This window comes from Streptomyces sp. NPDC058678 (genome assembly GCF_042714835.1).
Taxonomy (GTDB): Bacteria; Actinomycetota; Actinomycetes; order Streptomycetales; family Streptomycetaceae; genus Streptomyces.
Genome location: NZ_JBHXSG010000033.1, coordinates 1 through 24,615, shown reverse-complemented (window position 1 = coordinate 24,615; position 24,615 = coordinate 1). Strand labels below are relative to the sequence as shown.

Sequence of the window (24,615 nt, the reverse complement as noted above, 5' to 3'; positions counted from 1 at the left end):
GGAACGCATGAGCACTCTGCCGGTGGTCGCGGCGGTCGACGGTTCGGACGACAGCCTGCGCGCCCTGGAGTTCGCCCTCGACGCCGCCCGTCGGCGCGAGGCGCCGCTGCGGGTGGCCCATGTGCGGCAGTACGCCGCCTGGGCCCAGCCCGAGGTGCTGGCCGCCGGACCGGCCGACCCGGACGACGACCCGGTACTCGACCAGGTGCGCGGCCGTCTGGAGGGCCGGGACGGTATGCCGGCGGTCGAGTACCTGGTACTGGAGGGCGCCCCCGGCGCGTTGCTGCCCGAACTCGGCTCCACAGCGCAGCTGTTGGTGCTCGGCTCCCGGGGCCGCGGCGGCTTCGCCAGCCTGCTGCTCGGCTCCAACGGCATGGCCGCCGCCCGTGACGCCGAGTGCCCCGTCGTCGTGGTGCCCCGCCCTGGACGAGAGGTGCACGGCGAGGCGCCGACCGCGCCGGGCCCCCGTGTGGTCGTCGGCCTCCAGGTGGACAGCCCCGACGAGGCCACGCTCGCCTTCGCCTTCACCGAGGCCGCTCTGCGCGGTGCGCGCCTCCAGGTCGTCGCCGCCTACCCGTGGCCGGTCCAGAACTGGGCGGTCCCCGGCGAACTCGCCCCGGTGATGATCGACCAGGACACCGTCGAGAGCGAGACCCGCGTCCTCGCCGAGGGCTTCCTCGCCCCGCACGGCGCCCGCCACCCCGACGTCCGGACCGAGCCGTACGTGACACCCGGCGACGCGGCCGGTCACCTGGTCGCCGCCTCGAAGGACGCCGACCTGGTCGTCGTCGGCCGCCACCGCCGTCGCCTGCTGGCGCCCGCCCGCATGATGGGTTCCGTCACCCAGGCCGTCCTGCTGCACGCGGCAAGCCCGGTCGCGGTGGTGCCGCCGGCACCGCCGGTGGACTGAGACACCCCTCATCTAATGGATGCCGCCGTGCCTATCATTAGATCCATGCAGGACACGCTCAGCAGGGACGCCCGCCTCGCCCTCGACCTCGCCCTGACCATCCGGCACGACGGGCACGGCACAGTCGCCGACGACCTCGCCGACCCCGCCGGTCTCACCGCCTGGGTCCGCGCCCACTCCGACGCCCTGCCGGAGGCCGCCGGACTCGTCGCCGACGAGGCCGCGCTCGCTGCCGTCCGCGACCTGCGTGCCGCCGTCCGTGCCCTGTTCGCCCGGGCCGTACGCCCCGCCGAGCCGAGCCCCGCCGACGCGGCCCGCCTCCTGCCCGTCCCCGAGGCCGTGCGGCGGCTCAACGCGGCGGCCGCCCGCACGCCCACCGTTCCCGTACTGCACTGGGCCGAGAACGCCGAGCCCGTCGTACGGCACGAGGCCGCGCAGGGCGGCGGCGAGCTCGTCGCGGCGCTGGCGCACGCCGCGATCGCCTTTCTCGACGGTCCCGAGCGGCAGCGGCTGCGGGCCTGCCACGCGCCGCGCTGTGTGCGGTACTTCCTCAAGGAGCACCCGCGGCAGGAGTGGTGCAAGCCGTCCTGCGGCAACCGCGCCCGCGTCGCGCGACATCACGAACGGCACCGCAACAGCGCCTAGCGGAGAAGAGCTGCCCGCACGCCACACGACGGGTCCGGGCACGTACCATTGCGGCATGTCGTTCCTCCGCCGCCGTAGCGCCACGCCCGCCGGGCCCGACTTCGACGTACTGGCCATGGACCCGGGCGACTGGCCCGGCAATCTGGGCGCCGGTCTGCTGCCCGCGCCCGACGGCAGCTGCCAGGGCGTCTACCTTCGCTACGACCTCTTCGGCGGCCGCGGCCCTGCGATGATCATCGGCAATCTGCCGGAGGGCTCCCCGGCCCGCGAGGTCACCGCGGACGAGATCCCCTTCGAGGTCGGTCAGCTGTTGCTGGCGCTGGAGAACGACGAGGAGGTGACCGTCGTCGGCTCCGAGGACATGCCCGTGATGCAGGGCGACAACCTCCTGATCGTGCGCCGCCTCAAGCTGTCGGAGAGCCGGATCTCCTGTGTGCAGTTCGACCGCAGCGACAATGTCCTGGTGACCATCGCCGCCTGGGACCGCCCCATCACCGACGACCTGTACGCCCTGCTGAAGCCGCTCCCCGCGGAGCTTTTCCAGCAGGACTGAGGCGACTACCCGGCCGACTGCCCCACGCGGACGTCCGCCGCGCGCACGAACGCCACCCGGTGGCCGAACTGGATCTCGTAGTACAGGTCCTCGCCGGCCACCACCTGGTGGGAGGCCTCGTCGAACGTCACCGCGTAGTAGTACTCGCCGGGCACCTTGTCCCCGACCACGTACCTCTGGTCTTTCAGCAGCTTGTACGGCAGGGGCGACACGGTCTGGGCGGGCACTCCCGCCGGGTAGGCGGACGCCTCCGGGTAGGCGCGACCGTAGACCGGGACGCTCGGCAGCCCGTCCTTGGGCGTCACCACCAGGCCGGTCGCGTTCACCGCGGTCGGCTTCTTCTTGGCGTTCTTGAACCAGGCCTTCTGGCCGAGGTACCAGATCGCCGTCCAGTCGCCGTCGCGGCCCGCGACCGCGTACTGCTGGCCGGTGGAGACCCGCGAGGACAGGTCGTTCACCCCGGTGCTCGGCGTCGTGCCCAGACCGATGTCCCTGATCAGGGGATAGGACTCGCCCGGCCCGGAGTGGAGCCGCACCGCGCTGGACCCGTGGGCCACGCACGGCTCGCCCTTGGCGACGCAGCCCGTGAACCCCGGCCGGTTGGTGGCATAGTCGGGGCGGATCGTCACCAGGCCGCCGTTCTTGCCGGCCGTGGGTTCGAAGGGACGGCCCAGCAGGTTGAAGTAGTGCCGCCAGTCCCAGTACGGGCCAGGGTCGGTGTGCATGCCGCCGATGGTCCCCGCGGTCGGACCGGGCACGTTGTCGTGGCCGAGGATGTGCTGCCGGTCCAGCGGGACGCCGTACTTCTTGGCCAGGTACGCCACCAGCCGCGCCGACGACCGGTACATCGCCTCCGTGTACCAGGCGTCGGGGCTGGCCAGGAAGCCCTCGTGCTCCAGGCCGACCGACTTGGCGTTGACGTACCAGTTGCCCGCGTGCCACGCCACGTCCTTGGCCTTCACGTGCTGGGCGATGTGGCCGTCCGTGGAGCGCAGCGAGTAGTTCCACGACACATAGGTCGGGTCCTGCACGAGGTCGAGGACGCCTTCCCAGGCGCCCTCCGTGTCATGGACGACGATGTACTTGATGCTTTGCGAGGCGGGACGGTTCCCCGTGTCGTGGTTGCCGTAGTCGCCCTCGCCGAACTCCTCGTAGGGGGCCGGGATCCACTCGCAGGACACCGTCTTCGGGCACTCCGTGCCGTCCGCGGCGGGCGTGCGCAGTCCCGTCCGCGTCAGCTGCGCGGCGTCGGGGGCGAGATCGGGCTGGGCGGCCAGGGTGACCTGCTGACCGGCGTCGGTGGTGCGCCGCTGGCCGGTGCGCAGCACGTCGAACACGTCGTTCGCGTACGCCGCGCCCGTCGCGCCGTCGTCCGCGCCGGAGAAGCGGGCCACCGCCCCGTACCAGTCCGCGGGGTCCTTGCTGAGTGGTTCGCCGAGGTCCTTCTGGGCGGCGGCGAGCAGCGCGGCGCCGCCGGCCACGTTCGCGGCGGGATCGGTCCGCAACTGATCGGCGGGCAGACCGGTGAGCCCGGCCGCCTTCGGCAGGGTCCTGAGACGGGCCGGGAGGTCGGCGTTCTCCGGCACCTTCGCCTCGGGGTGCACAGGCGGGCGGGCGCTGTCGCCGCGCGCGTCCTCCGTGCCCTCGCTGTGGTGCGGCGATGCCTCGGCGAGTGCGGTACGGGCGTCGGTGAGGTGCATCGGGCCGTAGCCGCCGGTCACGCTGGGCGCCCCGGCGTGCGCGTCCCAGCGGGACTGCAGGTAGGAGACCCCAAGGAGCACACTCTGCGGCACGTGGTACTCGGCGGCCGCGGAGGCGAACGCCGACTGCAGGCCGGCCGCCGAGGCGTGGGCGTCGGACGGGGCCGCGCCGAGCAGCGGCAGCAGCAGGGCGGCGCAGCCCACCGCGCCCGCGGTCCTGCGGATACGTCTGTGCCCGGCGGCTCGGTCGGTGGCGGTGGCGGATTCTCGCAATGCAGCCTCCTGGGACGGTCGAGCGCGATGCGCCGTGCGGGGCCGGGTCCGTCAGTGGTACCGGCTTGCCGACGATCCGTCAATGATGCCCAGGAGCAGGCAATTTCCCTCATCAGCCCAGGTGGCTGGGGAGTTTCGCGGCGGTGCCCCGCGGGCCTGCGGAGCGTCAGTGGCGTACACCATTGGGCCGTAAGGGACGAGCCGTGAATCCGGACATACGACGGTCCGCGGTACGCCGCTGACTTGGCGCACCGCGGACCGTCGTCCCCGTCAGCGAGTGCCGACCGCCGCGCGCACGGCCCGGCGGGCCAGCTGGCAGTCGTCGTGCAGCCGCCTGAGCAGCAGCCGCTGTTCCTCGCCGGACGGCGCAGCACCCGGGTGGGCCATTCCCGGTGCCGCCGGGGTCGTGTCGTGCATCGAACGCTGCACGGCCATCTCGTAGGTACGGATCTCACGGGTCAGGACGAGCATCAGGTTCACCAGGAACGCGTCCCGCGAGGCCGGGCCCGCGGACTGGGCGATCTGGCTGATCTGCCGCCGGGCCACCGGCGCGTCGCCGAGGACCGACCACAGCGTCGCCAGGTCGTAGCCCGGCAGGTACCAGCCCGCGTGCTCCCAGTCCACCAGCACTGGACCGGCCGGTGACAGGAGGATGTTCGACAACAGTGCGTCGCCGTGGCAGAACTGGCCCATGCCGTGCCGGCCCGCGCTCGCCGCGATGCCGTGCAGCAGCTTTTGCAGGTCGCCCAGATCCCGGTCGGTGAGCAGCCCCAGCTCGTGGTACCGGTTGATGCGGGTCGCGTAGTCGAGCGGGGCGTCGAAGGTGCCCGCCGGCGGCCGCCAGGCGTTCAGCCGGCAGATCGCGCCGAGCGCCGCCCGGATGTCCGCCCGGGGCGGGGCCTCCGCCGGGTGCCGGTGCAGTGCCGCCACCCGGCCCGGCATCCGCTCGATCACCAGCGTGCAGTTGTCCGGGTCCGCCGCGATCAGTCTCGGCACACGCACCGGAGGGCGGTGCCGGACGAAGGAGCGGTACGCGGCTATCTCGTGACGGATCCGCTCGGCCCACGCGGGCGAGTGGTCCAGTAAACACTTGGCGACGGCGGTGCTGCGTCCTGTCGTACCGACCAGGAGCACGGAGCGTCCGCTGCGGCGCAGCACCTGCACCGGGGCGAACTCCGGGCAGATCCGGTGCACCGACGCGATCGCCGTGCGCAGCTGGGCGCCCTGAGGGCCGGACAAGTCGAGTCTCCCGCTGAGGGGTTGGGTGCCGACCCCTGGAACGCGCCGCGTCCTGCCCGCACCGAGCACGGGAGCCGCCGGACGCGCGGGGTCGAGGTAGGGGCCGCCGCCACCCGCCGGACGGGGGTGCAGTGACCGGGGCGGGGCGGACACGGAGGACGATGCTGCGTACATGGGCGAAACAGATCCCTTCGTGTGCCTGCGAGACAGTGCGCTGCCCGGCCCGGTCGCCCGGGTGCACCCTGGGGAATGCATCCCTTGTTCCGAGACGGCGACCGGGTCGGGGTGGCGCTTTCCTACCTGACACCGGATGCCCAGTGGCACACCATCTGGCGTGCCCTGGCGAAGCCTGGCGAATAGTCGCCCGGCAACTCTCACCGGGCTACATTCAACTCAGCCGAGTACCTGGGGGCTTGACGTGAGCGGACAACCCAACACCCGTCTGTCGGACCTGTTCGGCCTCGCCGGCTGGTCCAAGGGCGAACTCGCGAGGCTGGTCAACCGGCAGGCGGCGGCCATGGGCCACCCCCAGCTCTCGACCGACACCTCCCGGGTGCGGCGCTGGATCGACATGGGAGAGATCCCGCGCGATCCGGTACCGCGGGTGCTGGCGGCTCTGTTCACCGAGCGTCTCGGCCGTGTCGTGACCATGGAGGACCTCGGTCTGGTCCGGCACGGGCGTGCGGGGAAACGGCAGAGCGCCGGGAGTGCGGAACATCCCGACGGAGTGCCGTGGGCGCCCGAGCGGACTGCTGCGGTCCTCACCGAATTCACGGGAATGGACCTCATGCTCAACCGACGCGGCTTGGTGGGCGCGGGTGCCGCGCTCGCCGCGGGATCAGCACTCAGCAGCGCCATGCACGACTGGCTGCACACCGATCCGGCCCTGACCGCCGATGCTCCACAGTTCGACGACCCCCTGCAGGCCGACCCCGCCGGGTTCGACCGCTACGAGGCCGCCCCCATCGGATCGCAGGAGATCGAGGAGCTGGAGCGCTCCGTCGAAGTCTTCCGGGCCTGGGACGCGGCCCGCGGCGGCGGACTGCAACGCAAGGCGATCGTGGGCCAGCTCAACGAGGTGGGCGGCATGCTCGCCTACCGACACCCCGACCATCTCCAGCGGCGCCTGTGGGGCGTCGCCGCCAACCTCGCCGTCCTCGCGGGCTGGATGTCGCACGACGTCGGCCTGGAGCCCACGGCCCAGAAGTACTTCGTCATCGCCGCCCATGCCGCAAGAGAAGGCGGCGACCGGCCCCGCGCAGGGGAGGCGCTCTCCCGGGCGGCTCGCCAGATGGTGCACCTGGGCCGGCCCGACGACGCACTCGACCTGATGAAGCTCGCCCAGTCCGGCTCCGGCGACGAGGTGCTGCCCCGCACCAAGGCGATGCTCTACACCATCGAGGCCTGGGCACAGGCCTCCATGGGCAAGGGCCAGTCCATGCGCCGCACCCTCGGACAGGCGGAGGACCTCTTCGTCTCCGACCGGGGCGACGTGCCACCGCCGAGTTGGATGCAGACCTTCAAGGAGGAGGACCTGTACGGCATGCAGGCCCTGGCCTACCGCACACTGGCGGAGCACGAGCCGGGCGCGGCCGTGCACGCCCAGTACTACGCGGAGAAGGCCCTGGCCCTGCGGATCGACGGCCGGGAGCGGTCGAAGATCTTCGATCACCTGTCCATGGCCTCCGCCTGCTTCATCGCGGACGACCCCGAACAGGCGGACCGGTACGCACGGCTGGCCCTGATGGCGATGGGGTCGAACTCCTCGCGCCGCACCTGGGACCGGCTGGGGCAGATGTACCGGCTCACCGCCGAGTACTCCGGCTACCCGAGGATCCACGAGCTGCGGGAGGAGATCAGGCTGGCGCTGCCGAAGACGAAGGGGAAGAGCGGCAGCAGCGCCAAGGCATAGGAACCGGCAAGGCACAGGAACAGGGTGCCGTGCCCCCGCGTTCCGCGGTCGACGTCACGCGGTCACCCTGGCGACGAGCACACAGGCGTCGTCCTCGCGCTCGGCCTCGCCGAACTCCTCCACGACCAGCCGTACGCAGTCCTGTGCGGTGCGCGCCTCGCCGAACCGCGGGGCCAGGTCGAGGAGGCGGTTCACCGCCGCCGCACCGCTGTGCCGGGGCACCAGTCCGTCGGTGTGCAGCAGGAGCAGGTCGCCCGGCCGGAGGGTCTCCTCGGTCTGTTCGTACACGGCTCCCGAGGTCGCGCCGAGCAGGACGCCGTCCGGGGCGTGCAGCCTGCGCCCCGTCCCGTCGCGGAACAGCAGCGGGGCGGGGTGTCCCGCCTGGGCCCACACCAGGGTGCGGTTGTCGGGCCGGTAGCGGCAGCAGACCGCGCTGCCGAGGGCCGGCTGCACGGTGGCGTCGAGCAACTGGTTGAGCCAGGCCATCAGTTGACCCGGCTGGGTGCCGGCCATCGCCATGCCGCGTACGGCGCCCAGCAGGGTCGCCATGCCCGAGGCCACGGCGACTCCGTGGCCGGTGAGGTCGCCGACGCTGAGCAGGGTCTCGCCGTCGGCGAGTTCCAGCGCGTCGTACCAGTCGCCGCCGATCGTGGCGCTCGTCGACGACGGCAGATAGTGGGCCGCCAGGTCCAGCGTCCCGGGTCCCTGGTGCGGGAGCCGCAGGGAGCCGCGCCACGGCGGCAGCACGGCTTCCTGCAGCTCGACCGCGAGCCGGTGCTCGGCCTGCGCACGGTGCCGGTGACGTTGTAACGAGTCACGGGTCTCGCTCACCGCCCGCTGGCTGCGGCGCAGTTCACTGACGTCCCGCAGCACCGCCCACATGGACGCGGTGCTTCCGTCGGTGTCGAGCACGGGCTCGCCCATCATGTGCACGGTCCGTACGCCGCCGTCCGGGCGCAGTACGCGGAACTCGCCGTCGATGGGCTTGGCGTCGACGAGGCAGTCGGTGACCATCGCCGTCAGCTTCGGCCGGTCCTCGTCCAGCACCAGCGACGGCAGTTCGTCGAGGGTCAGCGGGGGAGCGGCGGGGTCCCGGCCCAGGATCTGGTAGAGCTCCCCGGACCAACTGGCCTCGTCCGTCAGCAGGTTCCACTCCGCACTGCCGACCCGGCTGAGCAGCGAGCGGCGCCGGGGAGCGGGCGGCACGGCTCGGACGGCGGGGGCCGCCTCGGGTGACGCGGGCACGGGCGGCGGGCCGTCCCGCAGCTGTGCCAAGTGCTCGTCCAGGTCGTCGAGTTGGTGCAACGCGAGGTCGCACAGCGCGCGCTGCCAACGCTCCTGCGGGTCCAGACCGTCACCCTGCGTGTCCCGGCGAACGGCGTCCACGTCGCCCTTGAGCCGGCGCGCCTGCGAAATGAGCGCGTCGACCGAACTGCCTTCTGGCGGTTGGGCGGCTGGGCGGTCCGCAGAGAGATGGGACGGCATGACGCACTCCGATGCGGGGACGGTACGACCAAGGTGGGCGGAAGGACCGTTACGACTGTTGCACAGCCCGCGACGCCCTGTAAGGGATTCGGCGACACCCGATACGGTGGTGCTTCTGGCATATGCCACAGTCTTCACGGGGTGAGGTCGACGTACGTCTGGCGTACGGCACCGGGTGGGTCAAGTCGTAGTCGAGGTACGTGACTTGCAGGTCTTCGGGGTGGCCGGTGCCGTGTTCATTTGTGTGTTCGACGGCCGTGTGTTCTAGGGAGTGTGGCATATGTGGAACGGGTCCTGCCAGGGGGCGGGGGCGGGGTGGGGAATGGGGCGCGGGAGTAGTCTGTGACGCAGGTCACATCAACTCATGGCGGGTTCGGCGTAATGCGAACGGCACCTACGAGCTCGTAAAAGCATGGACATCACACTCGAGCAGCCCGCCCGCGCCCGACTGGTCACCGCGGAGAGCCAGGAACTGCCCGTTCCCGCCACGCTCCGCTACACCTCCGCGGACCCGCTGGCGGTGTACGTCGACTTCCCGCCCGAGGTCGCCCTGGACGGCGAGCGGGTCACCTGGACCTTCGCCCGCGCCCTGCTGGAGGACGGGCTGACCGGCCCGGCGGGGGACGGCGATGTGCACCTGTGGCCGTGCGGCCGGGCCCGCACGGTCGTCGAACTCCACTCACCGCGCGGTCTGGCTCTGCTCCGGTTCGACACCGCGGCCCTGCGCCGGTTCCTGCTGCGGTCGTACGCCGTGGTGGGCGCCGGTCAGGAGGACCTCGGCGCCGCCGTCGAGCAGGGGCTGACCTCGCTCTTCGGCGGCGTCTGAGGTGTGGCGGTACCGAAGTGCCGTGGTGTGACGGGGTTCAGTACCGCAGGACGCCCGCGATCCCGTCCGCGTCCGCCAGCGTGCCGTCCGGCACGAACCGCACCTCGGCGCCGGTCTCCAGGCACTGCTCGACGATCTCGTCCACGATGTCCTCGCGGGCGTCCAGGTCGCCGCTGACGGCCGGGATCAGATGGTCCCCGCCGTCGTCACGGACCGTCACCCGGAAGTTCTCCTCGACGGCCAGCAGCCGTACGCGGCCCTCGCGGGCGCTCTGCCACAGCTCGTCGATACCGGCCGCGAACGCCCGGTGGCCGCGGGCGGATTCGAGCTCCCGCGTCACCGAGTCGGTGTTCTTGCGCGCCTCGGCGGCGACCAGTGGCCGGACCGCCTGCCACACGGCGTCGGGCGTGCCGTGCGCGAGCCCACCGTGCGGTACGTGGACGGCGCTCTTGGTGACGCTGCCGACCTCGTCCATCAGGGACAGCGCGGCCGTCTCGCCGGTGACGTACAGCGGCCTGGGCGCCTCGCGCAGGACCGCGCTCATCGCGGTGTCCACCTCGCGCAGGAACTGGCGGGTGCCCTCGTCCCGGAAGGTGCTCGGCTGGTCGCCGACCCGTTCCTGGCGTTCCGCGTCGAAGTTCTCGCGGCTCCTGGTCAGCCTGGTCAGCGGGAAACCGCCGGTGCGGTCCTCGGTGACGCGGTCCGTGCCGCCGCTCCACAGGGTGACGTGGTCGGCGGAGACCGAGAGCACCCAGAACGGCTGCTCGGCGGCCTGCGCCGAGACCAGGTTGCGGGTCAGGAAGGTGTCCGAGAGCACCACGCGTTCGGGCACGGGGCGGGCGAGTGACCACACCTGGTGCTCACCCGGGGCGGCGAAGATCACCAGGCCGTCCTCGGCGTGCGTCAGGTCGATCTCGGTGAGGGCCTGGTCGAGCTGCCGGGCGACGTCGAGGCGCCGGTCCCGGGGGATCGCGGGATCGGCCTCCAGCTGCTTCTTGGCCTCGGCCACGACATTGCGCAGCCGGACCGGATCCTGGGCGTTCTCGGGCTCCCGGCGATGTGTCGGCGTCAGCACCGACACGGCCGGATAGGGGCGCGGGCGCCGCAGCTCGGTGAGGGTCGTGGGACTGAGTGCGTGCTCCATAACAGCACGATAGGGCCGAATCGCCGATCGGGCATCAGGGGTGATCAAGTAGGGCGATCCCGGCAACTCGCTTCCGGCGTGGCTCGAATCGCCGGACGCCGTGGCCGTCGGTCCGAGAGCGGCCGGACCGGCCGCGGCGTGCGTCAGTGGCCGTCGCGCTCCGGTCCGCAGGAGCTGCCGTCCGGCGGCAGGGTGCCGTACAGCAGGAACGTGTCGACCTTGCGGTGCACGCACTTGGAGGACGCGTAACCGGTGTGCCCCTCGCCCTTGTTGTCGAGCACCACGGCCGAGTCGCCCAGACGCTCGGCCGTCTCCACGGTCCAGCGGTACGGCGTCGCGGGGTCGCCCCGGGTGCCCACCAGGAGCATCTTCGGGGTACGGACGTCGCGGACGTCGTCGCGGATGAAATCGGTGCCCTTGGGGCGGCCGTAGCACATCAGTACCTCGGTGAGCCGGTATCGGCCGAACACCGGAGACGCCTGCTCGTACTCGGCGCGCAGCCGGCCGAGCTGCTGGGAGATCCGGCGGGCGCCGGGGCGGTCGGGGTCGTCCGCGCAGTTGATCGCCATCAGCGCCGCCGGAAGATTGTCGAGCGGTACGTCGTCCTGGTCGACCAGGCCGCCGTCCGTCCCGTCGTCGGCGCGGAGGGCGACGCCGTCACCGGCACGGACGCCCGAACCGCCGCCGGAGAACCACAGGAGCGGGCGGGTGTCGCCGTCCTCGACCAGCGCGGCGAGCGCCCGCTGCAGGGACGGCCACAACTCCCTGCTGTAGAGGGCCTGGCCTATGGCGGCCACGAGGTCCTGCCCGGTGAACTCCTCGCCGAAGTCGGTCGGCACCGGGTCCTGGTCGAGCGATTCGACGAGACGTTCGACTTCCTCCCGGGCCGTGCGCGCGTCCGTACCGAAGGGGCAGGCGATGTCCTCCACGCACCAGGCGACGAAGTCCTCCAGCGCGGTCTGCTGACCCGCGGCGCCCGCCACGCCCTGCTCGGTGAGGGGTTCGGTGAGCGTGTCCACGCCGTCGAGCACCATCCGGCCCACCTTCTTGGGGAACTGGGCCGCGTACACCGCGCCGAGCCGCGTTCCGTAGGAGAAGCCGAGGTAGTTGAGCTTCTTGTCGCCGACGGCCTGGCGCATCACGTCGAGGTCGCGCGAGGCGTTGACCGTGCCGATGTGGGGCAGCACGGGCCCGGAGTGCTCGGCGCAGGTGCGGGCGGCCTTCCGCAACTGCCTGAGGACGCCCTGCGGATCGGCGTCCATGTCCGCGTCCTCGTCCACCGCGACCTCGGCGGAGCCGTTGCCGCACGTCACAGGCGAGGACCGGCCGACGCCGCGGGGGTCGAAGGACACCACGTCGTAGCCGTTCGTCAGACCCATGAAGTCCTTGCCGCCGGCGGCGAGTTCACTGACGCCCGCGCCGCCCGGGCCTCCGAAGTTGAGCAGCACCGAGCCGCGCGACTTCCCCGTCGCGCGATAGCGGGCGAGGGCCAGTTCGAGGGTGCCGGCCCGGGGCCTGGCGTAGTCGAGGGGGACGGTGACCTTCCCGCACTGGAGGTCCTCGGGCATGTCCACGCCGTCGCACTTCGACCACGCGACCTTCTGGCGGTAGAACCGCGCCAGGCCTGCCTCGGTGTCGTCCGCGGACGAAGTCGGCAGACCCGCGCCGAGCAGGGCCAGGCCGACGCCCGCGGTGATCGCGCAGCGCCGGAGCGTGGGCCGAGTCGACAGCTTGGCCGGCATGAATGCCTCCAGGGACGCCTGCCGCGGACCGGGACCGGCGCCCGGTCCGAGCGCCCTCGATCACGATAGGCGTACGTCGCGGGGCCCGCCTCCGGACGAGCGGGACGTCGGCCTGTGCCCTACCCTGTGCCCCTTCGTGCGCATACGACGGTTTTGCCGACAGTTCGATGACCGTGACTCGATGGGGTGAAAGGTCGATAAGCCATAACTCGGATGGTTCACCCGCCGTTCTATCCGGTGCGGGCGAGTGCCCGCGACCATGTCTGGAAGGCAGGGACCCCATGAGACGGGTTACTCGAAACGGTGTGATCGCCGTCGCCGCCGCGTCCGGCGCAATGGCGGTGGCGATGCCCGCGTACGCGAGCTCCGGCGCGGACGGCGCCGCGGCAGGCTCGCCCGGAGTGATCTCCGGCAACACTGTCCAGATCCCGGTGCACATCCCGGTGAACGTGTGCGGGAACACCGTGAACGTGGTGGGGCTGCTCAACCCGGCGGTGGGCAACAGCTGTGCCAACGGGCGCGACGGGCGCGACGGGGGCGGCGGTGGCGGCGGTGGCGGCGACGCGGCCGGGACGCCCGAAAGGACGGCCACGGACGGCGGGGCGACCGCGAACGGAGTCGGAAAGGATTCACCGGGTGTGCTGTCCGGCAACGTTGCGCAACTGCCGGTCCACGTTCCGGTCAACCTCAGCGGCAACAGCGCGAACGTCGTCGGCATCGGCAACGCGGCCGTCGGCAACGAGTCCGTGAACACCTCCGGCGGTCGGCCCGAAGGCCCCCGGGCGCCCGAGCAGCCGGCGCCGAAGCCGACACCGTCGCCCAGGGCGCACGCCGGCCCGCAGGCGCCGCCGCCCGCCCCGCAGCCGCACTTCACCGCCGAACTCGCCGAGACGGGCGCGGACCAGGCCCTGTCCGCCATCGTGGGGAGCGCGGCGCTGATCCTCGGCGGAGCGGTCGTGTACCGGCGCTCCCGCCCGCGTGCGATGCGCTGACCGTCCTTCGACGGAGCACGGAAGGCCCCACCGGGCACGACCGGTGGGGCCTCCGCCGCCGCAGCGGCGACGCGGTCGCCCGGCGCACGTCGTCCACGTGATCACGCCGCCGACACCGCTGTGAGCAGCACCGTTCCCGAGTCCCCGTAGTCGGGCAGGGCGGGGTCGGCGTCGATACGGGTGACGGTCAGTTCCGGGCAGTGGCGCGAACACCTCCGTGACGACGTCCGGGTCGACAGGGCCGCCCGGCCGGCGCGACGCGGGCCCGATGCGAGAGGTCGGCATGTTCTCATGAACGCGGCTCGCCGGTTACGGACCGTGTGGCCGTCAGTGCTCGCCGCGATGGAAGCGGCGGTGCAAGGCGCGTACCTCCGCGATCAGTTCGGGCACCGGGCCCTCCACCGACACGCCGGGTGCGACCTCGTTGACCGGCAGGGTGCGCACCGGCGGCGCGGGCACCCCCAACTCGGTGAGCCACTCGGCCAGTTGCTCCGACGAGGCGACGTACACGATCCGCCCGAGGCCCACCCAGGCGTGCGCGGCCGCGCACATCGGACAGTGCTCGCCCGAGGTGTACACGGTCGCGGCCGCCCGCTCCTCGGGCGTCAGACGGGCCGCTGACCAGCGAGCCAGCTCGAACTCGGGGTGCCGGGTGCGGTCGCCGGATGCCACCCGGTTGTGGTCCTCGGCGAGCACCGTGCCGTCAGCGCCCACCAGCACCGACCCGAACGGCTCGTCCCCCACCTCCAGTGCCCGGGCCGCCAGCTCCACACAGCGGCGCAGGTACGGCAGCTCCGCGTCCTTCACGGTCATGGCGAAGAACCCTTCCTCGTGACGTGATCCCCGTGGCGCAGACTACGGCCGTCGGCGCGCGGCCGGAAAGGCAGGAGCGACTCGCGGCGGGGCGGCGCCGAACGGGGAGGACCGGTAAAGCGGTTGCTCTGACAGGGCCCCGGTGCTGGAGTGAGCGCATGGATCATGCCGCGATACTCGCCCTGTACGACCGGGACCTGCGTGAAGGCGCTCAGCCGGACGGTCCCGGTGCACGGATCGAGCGGGCGGGGAGCGTGGTCCGTCAGGTCTCCGACGCGCACGGCTGGAACGGCGTCGTCTGGTCGGACCTGGACGAGACGGATGCCGACGCGGCGATCGCCGCGCAGATCGACCACTACTCCGGGCTCGGCCTCGACTTCGAGTGGAAGCTCTACGGGCACGACCTGCCCATGGACCTCGGGGCGCGGCTCGCGGCCGCCGGGTTCACGCCCGAGCCGGAGGAGACCCTGATGATCGCCGAGGTCGCCGATCTGACCCTGGACGTCGAAGCGCCCGAGGGCATCCGCTTCCTTCCGGCCACCGACCGGGCGGGCGTCGACCTCGTGGCGGAGGTCCACGAGAAGGCGTTCGGCACCGACAGCTCCCGGCTGCGCCACCAGTTGCTCGCCCGGCTGACGGACGACCCGGACACCGTGGTGGCCGTCGTGGCGCTCGACGGTGACACACCGGTCAGCGCCGCCCGCATGGAACTCGTGCCCGGCACCCGCTTCGCCGGCCTCTGGGGCGGCGGCACCGTCGAGGCCTGGCGTGGCCGCGGCATCTACCGAGCCCTGGTCGCCCAGCGGGCCCGCGCCGCCGTCGACCGCGGCTACCGCTACCTCCAGGTCGACGCCACAAGCCAGAGCAGGCCCATCCTGGAGCGCCTCGGCTTTCATCCTCTGACCACGACGACGCCGTACGTGTACGTGCCGTAGCCACCGCTTCTCCCGTACGGCCCCCGGCGCGCCCCCGGCGCGCCCCCGGCGCGCCCCCGTCGTGGCTCAGTCGAGGGCGAACGCGTCCGCCAGCGCGTCGATCTGGGCCATGAGCAGTGTGCCTCCGTCATGGCCCATGCCCGCGAACTGACCCGACACCTCCAGGCTGACCGCCCCATGCAGGTGCGCCCACGCGAGCACCGCTCCGGCCAGCGCCGGGCCCTCGGCCCCGGCGGCCACATGCCCGTGCGCCCAGGCGGCCACCGCCGGATCGTCGTCCGCCCAGGCCTTCATCTGCGCCACCACCGGCGCCACCGCCGCCGACGGCTCGGCCCCCTCGAAGGCCCGCAAGAAGGGCGAGAGCACCGCCCGCGCGCTGTCGAGCGTGTCCGGTGGCGCCGTATAACCCGGCACCGGCGTGCCCTGGATCAGCAGATAGCGGTGCGGCTGACTCACCGCCCACCCCCGGCAGGCCGCCGCGAGTGCCCGCATCCGCGTGCGCGGTGAGGTGTCCGGCGTCAACACCTCCCCGGCTGCAACCACGGCCGCCGCCAGGTCGGCGTACGCGTCACGGATCAGGTCCGTCAGCAGCGCGTCACGGCTGTCGAAGTAGCGGTACAGCGCCGGTCCCGAGAGGCCGACCTCCTTGGCGATCCGGCTCAGGGCCACGGCCGCGGTACCCCCTTCGGCCAGCTGCCCGAGCGCGATCTCCTTGATCTCCATGCGCGTCTGCTCGCGGTATCGGGCCCTCGGACTCTGCACGCTCCCGGCCATGGGCGGCTCCTCTCTCGATGCTTGTGACACACCTTAATGGCAGGTCGAAACCCACACTATTGCTAGATATATTCATAAGAGTTACAGTCTCTAACAGAAGTGATGGGTACTCGCTCCTCCAGGGAAAGGGATCACCATGACTGCCCACGCCACCGCCGCTCGCTCCCTGCACACCGTCCTGGGCTCCGGCCCCGCCGGCACCGCGCTGGCCCGCGCACTCGTGCGCCGCGGCCACGCCGTTCGCCTGGTCGACCGCCAGGGGCAGGGGCCCGCCGTCGAAGGGGTCGAGCGGTACGCCGCCGACGTCAGCACGGTCGAGGGTGCGCGCGAGGCCATGGCCGGAGCCGCCGTCGTGTACCACTGCGTCAATGTCGCCTATCACCTCCAGGCAGAGGTGATGCCCCGCGTCCAGGAAGCCCTTCTCGCGGCCGTCGCGGCCACTGGTGCGCGACTGGTCGTGCTCGACACCCTCTACCCGTACGGCGAGACCGGGGGAGCGGTGATGACCGAGGACTCCCCGTGGAAGGCGACCAGCGGCAAGGGCAGGATGCGCGCGGAGCTCGACGAGAAGTACCTCGCCGCGCATCGCGAGGGCCGCGCCCGGGTCGCCCTCGGCCGGTCCGCCGACTTCGTCGGCCCAGGGGTGCTCAACTCGTCGCTCGGCGCGGCCGTCTTCCCGGGCGCGCTCACCGGCGGGCAGGTCCTCGGCCTCGGGGACATCGACCTGCCGCACAGTTACACGAACATCGCCGACGTGGCCCGGGGCCTCGCGATCCTCGGTGAGCGTCCGGAGGGCGACGGCCGTGTCTGGCACCTGCCGACCGCGCCCGCGGTCAGCACCCGCGAGATCCTCACCATGATCGAGAAGCGGGTGGGCCGGTCGCTGGACGTCGTGATCATGGCGGAGCTCCGCCCCTTCGGGCCGTTCGACGAGCAGTTCGTCGCCGAGTACGCGGAGATGTTCTACCAGCACATCGAGCCCCAGATCGTGGACTCCTCCGCCTTCGAGCAGGCCTTCGGCGCGAGCCCGACACCGCTCACCGAGACGGTCGACGCCACCGTGGCCTGGTACGGCGAATGGCTCGCGCAGCAGTGACGGGACGGCGGTAGACGCCGCCGGGATGTCACATCTCAGGCGGCCCCGTCCGTCGCACTGTCATGGCGACCAACGACACGATCCACCAGAAGCAGAGCATCCTCCTCGCGGGCGCGACCGGCGTACTCGGGCGACACGTCGCGCACGCCCTGACCGAGGCCGGCCACAAGGTCACCGGTCTCGGCCGCGGACCGGCGGCCGGCCTCCGCGCCGACCTCATGGACCGCGACGCACTGCTCCGAGCCGTGGACGGGCACCGCTTCGACACGGTGATCCACGCCGCGACCGCCCTGCGCAAGGCCCCCATGCGCCACCGCGACATGCACGCCACCAACGCGTTGCGCACCGAGGGCACCGCCCACCTCGTCGAGGCCGCGCAGGCCGTCGGCGCCCGCCGCTTCGTGACCGAGTCGATGGTCTTCGGATACGGCTACGGCGACCACGGCGACCACCAGGTCACTGAGGACGACCCCTTCGGCCCGCACGGCACCACGCCCGAACTGGAAGGGCACCTCGCGGCCATGCGCACGAAGGAGCGACTCACCTTCGGCACCAGCGGGTTGGAGGGCATCGCTCTCCGCTTCGGCCTGTTCTACGGCCCCGGTGGCACCGACGCCCTCCTGCCCCTGCTCCGCAGGCGGCAGCTGCCCGTGCCCGACGACCACGGCCGGGTCCTGCCGTGGGTGGACCTCACCGACGCGGCACGGGCGGTGGTGGCCGCGGTCGAACGCGGCCGGCCCGGCCAGGCGTACAACGTCGCCGACCGTACGCCGCTCGGCTTCCGGTCCCATGTGCTGTGCGTGGCCGAGGAGTTCGGACTGCCGAAGCCGATGACCGTACCGCTGTGGCTGATGAAGCCGATGTCGTACGCGCACACGATGATGTCGACGACCCTGCGGGTCTCCACGGCGAAGGCGGAGCGGGAACTGGGGTGGGCACCGGTGCATCCGTCGACCCGGGACGGCCTCGCGGCGATGAGGGGCACGGCTCGGTGAGCGGCCTACAGGTCGAGCTGGTACTCCACCGCCCGATGCGTCGGTACGTACCCCAGCGCCTCGTTCACCGCGCGCATCGGCCCGTTGCTGTCCGCCGTGTCGGTGCACAGCCCGGCGAGTTCGGGGTGCCGTGCGCGGGCCCGGAGGATCGAGGCGGCCTTCATCCAGCGGGCGAGGCCGTGGCCGCGGTGGTCGGGGAGGACCGCCGTACCGTAGTGCTGGCCGTCGCCCCGGCCCTCCCCGGGGACGACCAGCTCGGAGAACCCGACCACCGAGCCGTCGGACCCGTCCAGGGCGGCGACGGTGTGCAGCAGGTCCCCGCGCTTGGCGACCGCCTCGGCCACCGCGACCACACGTTCCACGTCCCAGACGACCGTGCCGTAGTCGGTGCCGTCCATCGGCATGTCGTCCATGGCCCGCCGCGCGTCGGCGTAGGACCGCGCCAGCTCGGGTGGGACGGTGCCGTCCCACTCCGTCAACCGGTAGCCCGGGCGCGGGAGTCGGGAAAGCCTCTCGACCGCCGCGAGGTCGGCGTCGGCCAGCGGCAGCCGGGCGTACGTCAGTCCCAGCACCCGGCGAAAGCCCCGCGCCGCCAGAAACAGATCGGCGGGGGAGTCCCGCTCGGCCTGCGCGAGGACCGACCGCCGCCCATCCTCGCGCGCCGCCGCCACGGCGGCCTCCAGCAGTCGCGTGCCGACACCACGCCGCCGTTCCGCGCCGTGCACCGCGATGTCCACCTCGGCGAGGTGCTCCTGGCCCGCCCTGGTGAACAACCGGAGGAACGCGGACCCGAGCGGAACCCCCTCGGTTCCGGAGGCCAGCCAGGCCAGACGACGGCTGGAGGCGCCGGCCTCGGGATCGGCGAGCGGGGTGATGCGGGGGGTCAACGGGGCTCCGTCACGGTTGATTCGGGCACGAGCGGCCGAAGCTAGCCGTCGTGACGTGCTGTCCGCAACGCAATTCCCGGGCGTCGGTTCGCGGGGCGCCGGGCGCGGTCCGGGGCCGCCTCGTGGTGCGCGCCGGGTGCACGAAGGAGGCGAGGCGCGCCCTGCCTGTGCAGGTCGCGCCTCGCCTCCCACTCGGCGCCCAGCCGTGCGCGCCGTGTCCTTGCACGCCCTCGGCCGGCCCTACGCGTACGCCGCCGGCCATCCGCCGCCGGTCGCACGCCTCAGCGGCGGCGCGCCTTCGACCGGTCCAGCGCGGTCACGCCGAGCGCGGCGAGGCCGATCTGGATGAGCCACTCGACCCAGTCCAAGCCGTTGGTGTCGGCCACGTCGAGCGCGCCGGCGATCGCGGAACCGATCAGCGCGGCGATGATGCCGACGAGGATCGTCCACAGGATCCCGATGCGCTGGCGCCCGGGGACCACGAGCCGGCCCAGGACACCGATGACGATGCCGATCACGATGGCACTGATAATGCCGTCGATCTCCATCTCCGCCCCTTTTCGTCAAGATCCAAGCGTCTGTGTCAAGACCTCCGCATCAGTGCGTGTGCCCCCTGGAACCGCGGACAGTCCGGTCCCGTTTCCACCTCTGGCCAAGGCCGGGCGCGGTCACGGTGATCGTGTGGAACCATCGGAGTCGAGCGGTGGCAGGGAGGCGGTCGGGGTGGAGGAGACGGCCCTCGAAGGCGGTGCCGTCAGCGAGGTCGTGCGGATCGGCGCGACCGTGCGACGTACATCGACGGCACGGTCGGCCTACGTGCGGGAACTGCTCGCACTGTTCGAGCGGCGGGCGTGGGCGGGTGCGCCGCGCTTCCTGGGGACGGACGCGCAGGGCCGCGACACGTTCGGCTACATCGAGGGGCGGTCGGCCCTGACCTCGCGGGACCGGGCCGCCGCCCGCACCGACGCGAGCCTGGTCCGTGTCGCCCGACTCGTCCGCGCCTTCCACGACCTGACACACGGCACGCCGTCGGCCGGTGACAAGGACGTCGTGTGTCACAACGACCTCGCCCCGAAGAACACCGTGTACGCCGTGCGAGGCGACCACTGGCGCCCGCTGGCCTTCGTCGACTGGGATCTCGCGGCTCCGGGTGAGCGCGTCCACGATGTCGCCCACCTGTGCTGGCAGTACCTGGACCTTGGCCCGGGGGTGAGGGACGTGCCGGAGGCGGCGCGCCGGATCCGTGTCGTGTGCGACGCCTACGGACTCGTCGAGCGGGGCGGCCTCGTCGACACGGTCCTGTGGTGGCAGGACCGCTGCCGGCGGGGCATCGACGCCGGCGCGGACCGCGGGGAACCGGCCATGGTCGCCCTGCGTGAGGCCGGGGCCGTCGACGAGGTGCGGGGCGCCTGGGAGTGGGTCGCCGAGCACCGTCGCGAGTTGGGTGCCCGGCTGGCCTGACGTCAGCACCGTGTGCTCCCTGGCCAGGCGCGCGAGGGCCGGTCCGCGCGGGCGCGGACCGGCCTGGGCGTACGTCTGTCCTTCGTCGCGGGGTGTGCCTACGCCCGCGGGGCGCTCCTCGCCGCCGTGGCGATGCACATCAGCCCAAGGATCACTGCGAGGGCACCGATGATGATGTTGTTCCAGATGACCCCGGCGTCAGGGCTCTCGCCGACGATCCACGGCGAGACGATCATCCACACGCCCAGCGCGCACATGGCCCAGCTCAGGCCGTACATGCGCTCGGGAGTCTGGGTGAACCCGAGGGCCAGCAGACCGATCGCTATGCCCACGATCAGGTTGTGGGTCACGAGGTTGGGCTGGCTCGTCGTGTAGTGGAGTATCCACGGGGACACGGCACAGTACAGACCGAGCAGGAACACCGGTCCGTCCACGAGCGCCACATCGCGACCACCGAGCATGCGGGCGTAGCGTTCCCGCATTTCCGGAGCATCGGGGTGAGTGGTGATGTCACCTCGGGTGTGCGAGACGTTGGCCATGACTAGTCTCCTTTGACTTGCTGGCCCGACCGCGTCTGGTGCGGTATGCGGTAAACGCCGCGTAAGCTCATTCTGCTCTTATTAATCCTTTATGTGTAGAGGTGGGCAGCCCTTGGTGCAGTCGGCCGGACCCGGCTGGGCCGGCCGGTCCGCGTGGGTCCGGTGCCGCGAGGTGAGACCCGGCCTGCCGGTGGGCCGCCTCCTCACTCGCCTCCACGGGCACGCCTGAAGCGGGCGAGTCCGTCGGACAGCTCGATGATCGGGTCCGGATAGTCGACCGCCGCCCGGTCCAGGCCCTGGAGTTTCCAGGGTTCGTGCACCGACGGCCCGGTGAGGCCCGCGAGTTCGGGCACCCAGCGGCGCACGTACGCCCCGTCGGGGTCGTGGCGCCTGGCCTGGGCGGTCGGGTTGAGGACCCGGTTGGGGCGGGTGTCCGTGCCGGTCCCGGCCACCCACTGCCAGTTGAGCTGGTTGTTGGCGACGTCGCCGTCGACCAGCAGGTCGAGGAAGTGCCGGGCGCCGATACGCCAGTCGACGTACAGCGTCTTCGTGAGGAAGGAGGCGGTCAGCAGACGTGCGCGGTTGTGCATCCAGCCCTCGTGCCGCAGCTGGCGCATCGCCGCGTCGATCACCGGGTAGCCGGTGCGGCCCTCCTTCCATGCCTCGACGTCCTCGCGGGCCGTGCGTTCGGACCGCCAACGGTCGTGCTTGGTGCGGTAGTCGGCGGTGGCGACGCCCGGCCGTGCCGCGAGGACCTGCCGGTGGAAGTCGCGCCAGGCCAGTTGCCGTACGAAGGCCTCGGCGCCGGGGCCGCCCGTCCGGCGCGCCCGGTTGACCAGCTCGACGGGGGAGAGGGTGCCGAAGTGCAGGTGCGGTGACAGGCGTGAGGTGGCGTCACCGGCGAGGTCGTCGTGCCGGTCCTCGTACGCGGCGACGCCGTCACGCAGCCATGCCGACAGGCGTTTCCTGCCCTCCTGTTCGCCGCCCCGGGGCAGTCCCTCCGACACTCCGGAGAGGCCGCCGCGGGCGGGGAGTTCCTCGGAGCCGATGCCGTCCGGCACCCGAACGGCAGGCGGTGCGTGGAGAGTGTCGCGCAGGTGCCGGTCGGACCACTGGCGGAAGTACGGGGTGAAGACGGCGAAGTGGTCGGAGGCCGCAGGGGCGACCGCACCCGGCGCGACGGCCGTGGTCACCGTGTCGTGCACGTGCAGCCGACGCCCCTGCGCCTCCAGGGCGAGACGCAGGCGTTGCTCGCGCCGGTGCGCGTAAGCGCTGACGTCGGCCGCCAGGTGCACCTCGTCGGCGTCCGCCTCGGCGGCCACCCTGCATACCTGGTCGACCACGTCCCCGGAACGGACGACGAGCCGGCCGCCCCTCTCGCGCAGACCGGCGTCCAGCTCACGCAGGCAGTCCGCCAGGAACGCCAGCCGGTTGGCGGCGGCGAAGCCGGCCCTGTCCACGGACCGGTCACGCACGAACAGCGGCACCACCTCGCGGGGCCCGTCGCCTGCCGCCCGCAGGGGCGGGTGGTCGTGCAGGCGCAGGTCGGCGGTGAACAGGACGACCGAGACGTTCATGACGCGTGCTCCGGGGCGAGGGGACGGTGTCGGTGGTCTATTTCCGGTGTGACCGCCTTCGTGGATGCGGTGATCAGCGAGCGGGCGTCCGGTCGGGCGTGGGTGTGAGCGGCGCGCGGGCCGCGGCCTTCGCGATGTTGCGGGCCATGCCGCCGAACACCAGGGCGTGGAAGGGCGAGACGCTCCACCAGTAGGCGTGCCCCAGCAGCCCGCGCGGGTGGAAGAGGGCGCGCTGGCGGTAGCGCGTGCGGCCCTCGGGGTGCGCTGTGTCGCCGCTCGCGTGGCCGGCCCCGCCCTCCTCCTCGCCCTCCGTCTCGGCGTACATCTCCAGCCAGGCCAGACCGGGCAGCCGCATCTCCGCCCGCAGTCGCAGGAGCCGCCCCGGCTCGATCTCCTCGACGCGCCAGAAGTCCAGCGAGTCGCCCGCCCGCAGCCGGACGGCGTCCCGGCGCCCCCGGCGCAGGCCGACCCCGCCGAACAGCCGGTCCAGTCGGCCCCGCACCGCCCAGGCGAGCGGGAACGAGTACCAGCCGTTGTCCCCGCCGATTCCCTCGATCACCCGCCACAGTGCCTCGCGGGACGCGTCCACCGGCAGTTCCCGGTGGTCCGTGTACAGGCTGCCGCCCGCCCAGTCGGGGTCGGTGGGCAGCGGATCGCTCGGGGCGCCGGGAACGGAGGCGGACGACCAGCGGGTGGCGACCTGGGCGTCCCGGACGCGCTGCAACGCCAGCCGGACGGCCTCGTCGAAACCGATGGGGTGGCCGGGCGGATCGGGAACGTACCGAGCGATGTCGTGTTCGTGGCACACGACCTCGTGACGCAGCGACTCGGTGAGCGGGCGTGCGATCGCCGCGGGGACGGGGGTCACCAGCCCGACCCAGTGGCTGGAGAGGCCGGGGGTGAGCACGGGGACGGGGACGATGATGCGGCGCGGAAGCCCGGCGGCGGCGGCGTACCTGCTCATCATGTCCCGGTAGGTCAGGATGTCCGGGCCGCCGATGTCGAAGGCCCGGTTCACGTCGCCCGGCATGCGCGCGCTGCCGACGAGCGCCCGCAGCACGTCCCGTACTGCCACGGGCTGGATCCGGGTGCGCACCCAGCTCGGGGTGACCATCACCGGCAGTCGCTCGGTGAGGTAGCGCAGCATCTCGAAGGAGGCCGAGCCGGAGCCGATGACCACGGCCGCCCGCAGCACGGTCGTCGCAACGCCCGAGTCCAGCAGGACGCGGCCCACCTCGGCGCGGGAACGCAGGTGCGGCGACAGTTCCCGCTCGGGCACGCCCAGAGGGGTGAGAGCACCCAGATAGACGATGCGTCGCACCCCCGCGGCACGCGCCCGCTCGCCGAAGACGCGTGCCGCCTCGCGGTCGGTCTCCTCGAAGCGGTTGCCGGTGCCCAGGGCGTGCACCAGGTAGTAGGCGACGTCGACGTCCCGCAGCGCCCCGGCGACGGACGCGGCGTCGGTGACGTCCCCGCGCACCACCTCCACGTCGCCCGCCCACGGGTGATCGCGCAGCTTTCCGGGGGAGCGGGCCAGACAGCGCACCCGATGCCCCTCGGCGAGCAGCTCCGGTACGAGCCGGCCGCCGATGTACCCCGTGGCGCCGGTCACCAGGCAGCGCAGTCCCGGTCCGGAATCGTCCGTGCTCATCACGCCTCGCTCCCTCGGTTCTGTGTCCCCGTCATCCCTTCCACCGAACGGACCGGATCGGACGCGGCGATTTGCGTGGATTTCGTCGGGCGTATCCGATGGGGTGCACAGAGCGACACATGCCCGGGCACTTCGCGGGCAGGCGAGTCGTACGAGAGTGGTCGTTCTGGAAGTCGAGAGTCGAGCTGGAGGTGCTGCCGCTATGGGCGCGAAGGTGTTGGAGCGGTTTCCTGCGGGGGCTCCGCGCGGATCGTGGCCGGCGGAGGAGTACGCGGCGGCGCGCCGCGCCGAGGGCGAACCGGCGAAGGTCGTCATGGACCTGAAGTCGGACGCGTTCCTCGTGGTGGTGCCGGCGCACGACGAGGACTAGGTGTATTGATCACGAGCGTTGTTAACGCTGACCGGGCTTGAACATGGCGAAGGCCTCCGTGTGTGGTGGAGGTGTCGAATCTTCACCGCACGGAGG

At 72.2% G+C, this 24,615-nt stretch carries 23 protein-coding genes and 1 pseudogene; 11 read left to right on the top strand and 13 right to left on the bottom strand.

Translation table 11 applies throughout. The features are described from left to right. The first annotated feature begins 7 nt into the window (after positions 1–7). The 3 genes from ACFWWR_RS27245 to ACFWWR_RS27235 are packed head-to-tail and all read left to right on the top strand — an operon-like array spanning position 8 to position 2,108. Positions 8–910 (top strand): universal stress protein, encoded by a 903-nt coding sequence (locus ACFWWR_RS27245; protein ID WP_383873910.1) that lies wholly within the window; start codon positions 8–10, stop codon positions 908–910. 45 nt (positions 911–955) lie between these two features. Continuing rightward, entirely contained in the window at positions 956–1,555 is a 600-nt protein-coding gene (locus tag ACFWWR_RS27240) for a CGNR zinc finger domain-containing protein (RefSeq protein ID WP_384305790.1), read from the top strand. Positions 1,556–1,610: 55 nt separating this feature from the next. After that, positions 1,611–2,108: a hypothetical protein gene (locus tag ACFWWR_RS27235; RefSeq protein ID WP_383873916.1), complete on the top strand. Its 498-nt coding sequence runs from the start codon at positions 1,611–1,613 to the stop codon at positions 2,106–2,108. A 5-nt stretch (positions 2,109–2,113) separates the two neighbouring features. Here ACFWWR_RS27235 and ACFWWR_RS27230 read toward each other — a convergent pair whose 3' ends face one another. Next, positions 2,114–4,081: an N-acetylmuramoyl-L-alanine amidase gene (locus ACFWWR_RS27230; RefSeq protein WP_384305787.1), complete on the bottom strand. Its 1,968-nt coding sequence runs from the start codon at positions 4,079–4,081 to the stop codon at positions 2,114–2,116. 270 nt (positions 4,082–4,351) lie between these two features. Beyond that, a complete protein-coding gene (locus ACFWWR_RS27225; RefSeq protein WP_383873922.1) occupies positions 4,352–5,494 on the bottom strand; it encodes an aminoglycoside phosphotransferase family protein in 1,143 nt (380 codons plus the stop codon). Positions 5,495–5,738: 244 nt separating this feature from the next. Here ACFWWR_RS27225 and ACFWWR_RS27220 point away from each other — a divergent pair, with 244 nt between their 5' ends. Then, positions 5,739–7,232, top strand: a complete 1,494-nt coding sequence (locus ACFWWR_RS27220; RefSeq protein ID WP_384305784.1) for a hypothetical protein — start codon at positions 5,739–5,741, stop codon at positions 7,230–7,232. A gap of 54 nt (positions 7,233–7,286) precedes the next feature. On the opposite strand, the gene ACFWWR_RS27215 is transcribed toward ACFWWR_RS27220, so the two are convergent. Further along, positions 7,287–8,717, bottom strand: a complete 1,431-nt coding sequence (locus tag ACFWWR_RS27215) for a PP2C family protein-serine/threonine phosphatase (RefSeq protein WP_384305781.1) — start codon at positions 8,715–8,717, stop codon at positions 7,287–7,289. 412 nt (positions 8,718–9,129) lie between these two features. Here ACFWWR_RS27215 and ACFWWR_RS27210 point away from each other — a divergent pair, with 412 nt between their 5' ends. Then, positions 9,130–9,543, top strand: a complete 414-nt coding sequence (locus ACFWWR_RS27210; protein ID WP_383873931.1) for an SsgA family sporulation/cell division regulator — start codon at positions 9,130–9,132, stop codon at positions 9,541–9,543. Between the two features lie 37 nt (positions 9,544–9,580). Here ACFWWR_RS27210 and ACFWWR_RS27205 read toward each other — a convergent pair whose 3' ends face one another. Both ACFWWR_RS27205 and ACFWWR_RS27200 read right to left on the bottom strand, forming a co-directional pair. Next, the gene (locus ACFWWR_RS27205) at positions 9,581–10,687 is read right to left on the bottom strand and encodes a chemotaxis protein (RefSeq protein WP_383873934.1); all 1,107 of its coding nucleotides are present in this window, start codon (positions 10,685–10,687) and stop codon (positions 9,581–9,583) included. 143 nt (positions 10,688–10,830) lie between these two features. Then, a complete protein-coding gene (locus tag ACFWWR_RS27200; RefSeq protein WP_384305778.1) occupies positions 10,831–12,429 on the bottom strand; it encodes an alpha/beta hydrolase in 1,599 nt (532 codons plus the stop codon). Between the two features lie 281 nt (positions 12,430–12,710). On the opposite strand from ACFWWR_RS27200, the gene ACFWWR_RS27195 reads away from it, so the two are divergent. Continuing rightward, positions 12,711–13,421, top strand: a complete 711-nt coding sequence (locus tag ACFWWR_RS27195; RefSeq protein WP_383873940.1) for a chaplin — start codon at positions 12,711–12,713, stop codon at positions 13,419–13,421. A gap of 101 nt (positions 13,422–13,522) precedes the next feature. Here ACFWWR_RS27195 and ACFWWR_RS27190 read toward each other — a convergent pair. Further along, a pseudogene (locus ACFWWR_RS27190) lies at positions 13,523–13,712 on the bottom strand (class I SAM-dependent methyltransferase); the annotation flags it as partial. A gap of 36 nt (positions 13,713–13,748) precedes the next feature. Further along, complete coding sequence (locus ACFWWR_RS27185) at positions 13,749–14,234, bottom strand: nucleoside deaminase (RefSeq protein WP_384305774.1); 486 nt, start codon at positions 14,232–14,234, stop codon at positions 13,749–13,751. 158 nt (positions 14,235–14,392) lie between these two features. On the opposite strand from ACFWWR_RS27185, the gene ACFWWR_RS27180 reads away from it, so the two are divergent. After that, on the top strand, positions 14,393–15,169 hold the full coding sequence (locus ACFWWR_RS27180; RefSeq protein WP_384305772.1) for a GNAT family N-acetyltransferase: 777 nt from the start codon (positions 14,393–14,395) through the stop codon (positions 15,167–15,169). A 66-nt stretch (positions 15,170–15,235) separates the two neighbouring features. On the opposite strand, the gene ACFWWR_RS27175 is transcribed toward ACFWWR_RS27180, so the two are convergent. Beyond that, entirely contained in the window at positions 15,236–15,943 is a 708-nt protein-coding gene (locus ACFWWR_RS27175; protein ID WP_383873948.1) for a TetR/AcrR family transcriptional regulator, read from the bottom strand. Positions 15,944–16,079: 136 nt separating this feature from the next. On the opposite strand from ACFWWR_RS27175, the gene ACFWWR_RS27170 reads away from it, so the two are divergent. Further along, positions 16,080–17,039: an NAD-dependent epimerase/dehydratase family protein gene (locus ACFWWR_RS27170; RefSeq protein WP_384305769.1), complete on the top strand. Its 960-nt coding sequence runs from the start codon at positions 16,080–16,082 to the stop codon at positions 17,037–17,039. Positions 17,040–17,101: 62 nt separating this feature from the next. Continuing rightward, the gene (locus ACFWWR_RS27165) at positions 17,102–18,034 is read left to right on the top strand and encodes an NAD-dependent epimerase/dehydratase family protein (RefSeq protein ID WP_383873954.1); all 933 of its coding nucleotides are present in this window, start codon (positions 17,102–17,104) and stop codon (positions 18,032–18,034) included. Between the two features lie 5 nt (positions 18,035–18,039). On the opposite strand, the gene ACFWWR_RS27160 is transcribed toward ACFWWR_RS27165, so the two are convergent. Together ACFWWR_RS27160 and ACFWWR_RS27155 are read right to left on the bottom strand one after the other, a co-directional pair. Further along, positions 18,040–18,921, bottom strand: a complete 882-nt coding sequence (locus ACFWWR_RS27160) for a GNAT family N-acetyltransferase (protein ID WP_383873956.1) — start codon at positions 18,919–18,921, stop codon at positions 18,040–18,042. Positions 18,922–19,202: 281 nt separating this feature from the next. Next, positions 19,203–19,469, bottom strand: a complete 267-nt coding sequence (locus tag ACFWWR_RS27155) for a GlsB/YeaQ/YmgE family stress response membrane protein (RefSeq protein ID WP_383873959.1) — start codon at positions 19,467–19,469, stop codon at positions 19,203–19,205. Positions 19,470–19,602: 133 nt separating this feature from the next. On the opposite strand from ACFWWR_RS27155, the gene ACFWWR_RS27150 reads away from it, so the two are divergent. After that, the gene (locus ACFWWR_RS27150) at positions 19,603–20,382 is read left to right on the top strand and encodes a phosphotransferase (protein WP_384305766.1); all 780 of its coding nucleotides are present in this window, start codon (positions 19,603–19,605) and stop codon (positions 20,380–20,382) included. Positions 20,383–20,480: 98 nt separating this feature from the next. Here ACFWWR_RS27150 and ACFWWR_RS27145 read toward each other — a convergent pair whose 3' ends face one another. The 3 genes from ACFWWR_RS27145 to ACFWWR_RS27135 form a co-directional block, all read right to left on the bottom strand. Then, positions 20,481–20,921 carry an SPW repeat protein gene (locus ACFWWR_RS27145; protein WP_383873965.1) on the bottom strand — a complete coding sequence of 147 codons (441 nt, stop codon included), beginning with the start codon at positions 20,919–20,921 and terminating at the stop codon, positions 20,481–20,483. A gap of 203 nt (positions 20,922–21,124) precedes the next feature. Then, on the bottom strand, positions 21,125–22,498 hold the full coding sequence (locus ACFWWR_RS27140; protein WP_384305763.1) for a cryptochrome/photolyase family protein: 1,374 nt from the start codon (positions 22,496–22,498) through the stop codon (positions 21,125–21,127). 73 nt (positions 22,499–22,571) lie between these two features. Continuing rightward, positions 22,572–24,149 carry an SDR family oxidoreductase gene (locus tag ACFWWR_RS27135; RefSeq protein WP_383873970.1) on the bottom strand — a complete coding sequence of 526 codons (1,578 nt, stop codon included), beginning with the start codon at positions 24,147–24,149 and terminating at the stop codon, positions 22,572–22,574. Between the two features lie 202 nt (positions 24,150–24,351). Here ACFWWR_RS27135 and ACFWWR_RS27130 point away from each other — a divergent pair, with 202 nt between their 5' ends. Beyond that, a complete protein-coding gene (locus tag ACFWWR_RS27130; RefSeq protein WP_383873972.1) occupies positions 24,352–24,519 on the top strand; it encodes a hypothetical protein in 168 nt (55 codons plus the stop codon). Positions 24,520–24,615: the final 96 nt, after the last annotated feature.

What these genes read in the sequence shown, in the direction of transcription:
- ACFWWR_RS27245 (WP_383873910.1), top strand. Translation starts at nt 8, where the DNA reads ATGAGCACTCTGCCGGTGGTCGCGGCGGTCGACGGTTCGGACGACAGC.
- ACFWWR_RS27240 (WP_384305790.1), top strand. Translation starts at nt 956, where the DNA reads ATGCAGGACACGCTCAGCAGGGACGCCCGCCTCGCCCTCGACCTCGCC.
- ACFWWR_RS27235 (WP_383873916.1), top strand. Translation starts at nt 1,611, where the DNA reads ATGTCGTTCCTCCGCCGCCGTAGCGCCACGCCCGCCGGGCCCGACTTC.
- ACFWWR_RS27225 (WP_383873922.1), bottom strand. Translation starts at nt 5,494, where the DNA reads ATGTACGCAGCATCGTCCTCCGTGTCCGCCCCGCCCCGGTCACTGCAC.
- ACFWWR_RS27215 (WP_384305781.1), bottom strand. Translation starts at nt 8,717, where the DNA reads ATGCCGTCCCATCTCTCTGCGGACCGCCCAGCCGCCCAACCGCCAGAA.
- ACFWWR_RS27210 (WP_383873931.1), top strand. Translation starts at nt 9,130, where the DNA reads ATGGACATCACACTCGAGCAGCCCGCCCGCGCCCGACTGGTCACCGCG.
- ACFWWR_RS27205 (WP_383873934.1), bottom strand. Translation starts at nt 10,687, where the DNA reads ATGGAGCACGCACTCAGTCCCACGACCCTCACCGAGCTGCGGCGCCCG.
- ACFWWR_RS27200 (WP_384305778.1), bottom strand. Translation starts at nt 12,429, where the DNA reads ATGCCGGCCAAGCTGTCGACTCGGCCCACGCTCCGGCGCTGCGCGATC.
- ACFWWR_RS27195 (WP_383873940.1), top strand. Translation starts at nt 12,711, where the DNA reads ATGAGACGGGTTACTCGAAACGGTGTGATCGCCGTCGCCGCCGCGTCC.
- ACFWWR_RS27185 (WP_384305774.1), bottom strand. Translation starts at nt 14,234, where the DNA reads ATGACCGTGAAGGACGCGGAGCTGCCGTACCTGCGCCGCTGTGTGGAG.
- ACFWWR_RS27180 (WP_384305772.1), top strand. Translation starts at nt 14,393, where the DNA reads ATGGATCATGCCGCGATACTCGCCCTGTACGACCGGGACCTGCGTGAA.
- ACFWWR_RS27175 (WP_383873948.1), bottom strand. Translation starts at nt 15,943, where the DNA reads ATGGCCGGGAGCGTGCAGAGTCCGAGGGCCCGATACCGCGAGCAGACG.
- ACFWWR_RS27170 (WP_384305769.1), top strand. Translation starts at nt 16,080, where the DNA reads ATGACTGCCCACGCCACCGCCGCTCGCTCCCTGCACACCGTCCTGGGC.
- ACFWWR_RS27165 (WP_383873954.1), top strand. Translation starts at nt 17,102, where the DNA reads ATGGCGACCAACGACACGATCCACCAGAAGCAGAGCATCCTCCTCGCG.
- ACFWWR_RS27155 (WP_383873959.1), bottom strand. Translation starts at nt 19,469, where the DNA reads ATGGAGATCGACGGCATTATCAGTGCCATCGTGATCGGCATCGTCATC.
- ACFWWR_RS27145 (WP_383873965.1), bottom strand. Translation starts at nt 20,921, where the DNA reads ATGGCCAACGTCTCGCACACCCGAGGTGACATCACCACTCACCCCGAT.
- ACFWWR_RS27140 (WP_384305763.1), bottom strand. Translation starts at nt 22,498, where the DNA reads ATGAACGTCTCGGTCGTCCTGTTCACCGCCGACCTGCGCCTGCACGAC.
- ACFWWR_RS27135 (WP_383873970.1), bottom strand. Translation starts at nt 24,149, where the DNA reads ATGAGCACGGACGATTCCGGACCGGGACTGCGCTGCCTGGTGACCGGC.
- ACFWWR_RS27130 (WP_383873972.1), top strand. Translation starts at nt 24,352, where the DNA reads ATGGGCGCGAAGGTGTTGGAGCGGTTTCCTGCGGGGGCTCCGCGCGGA.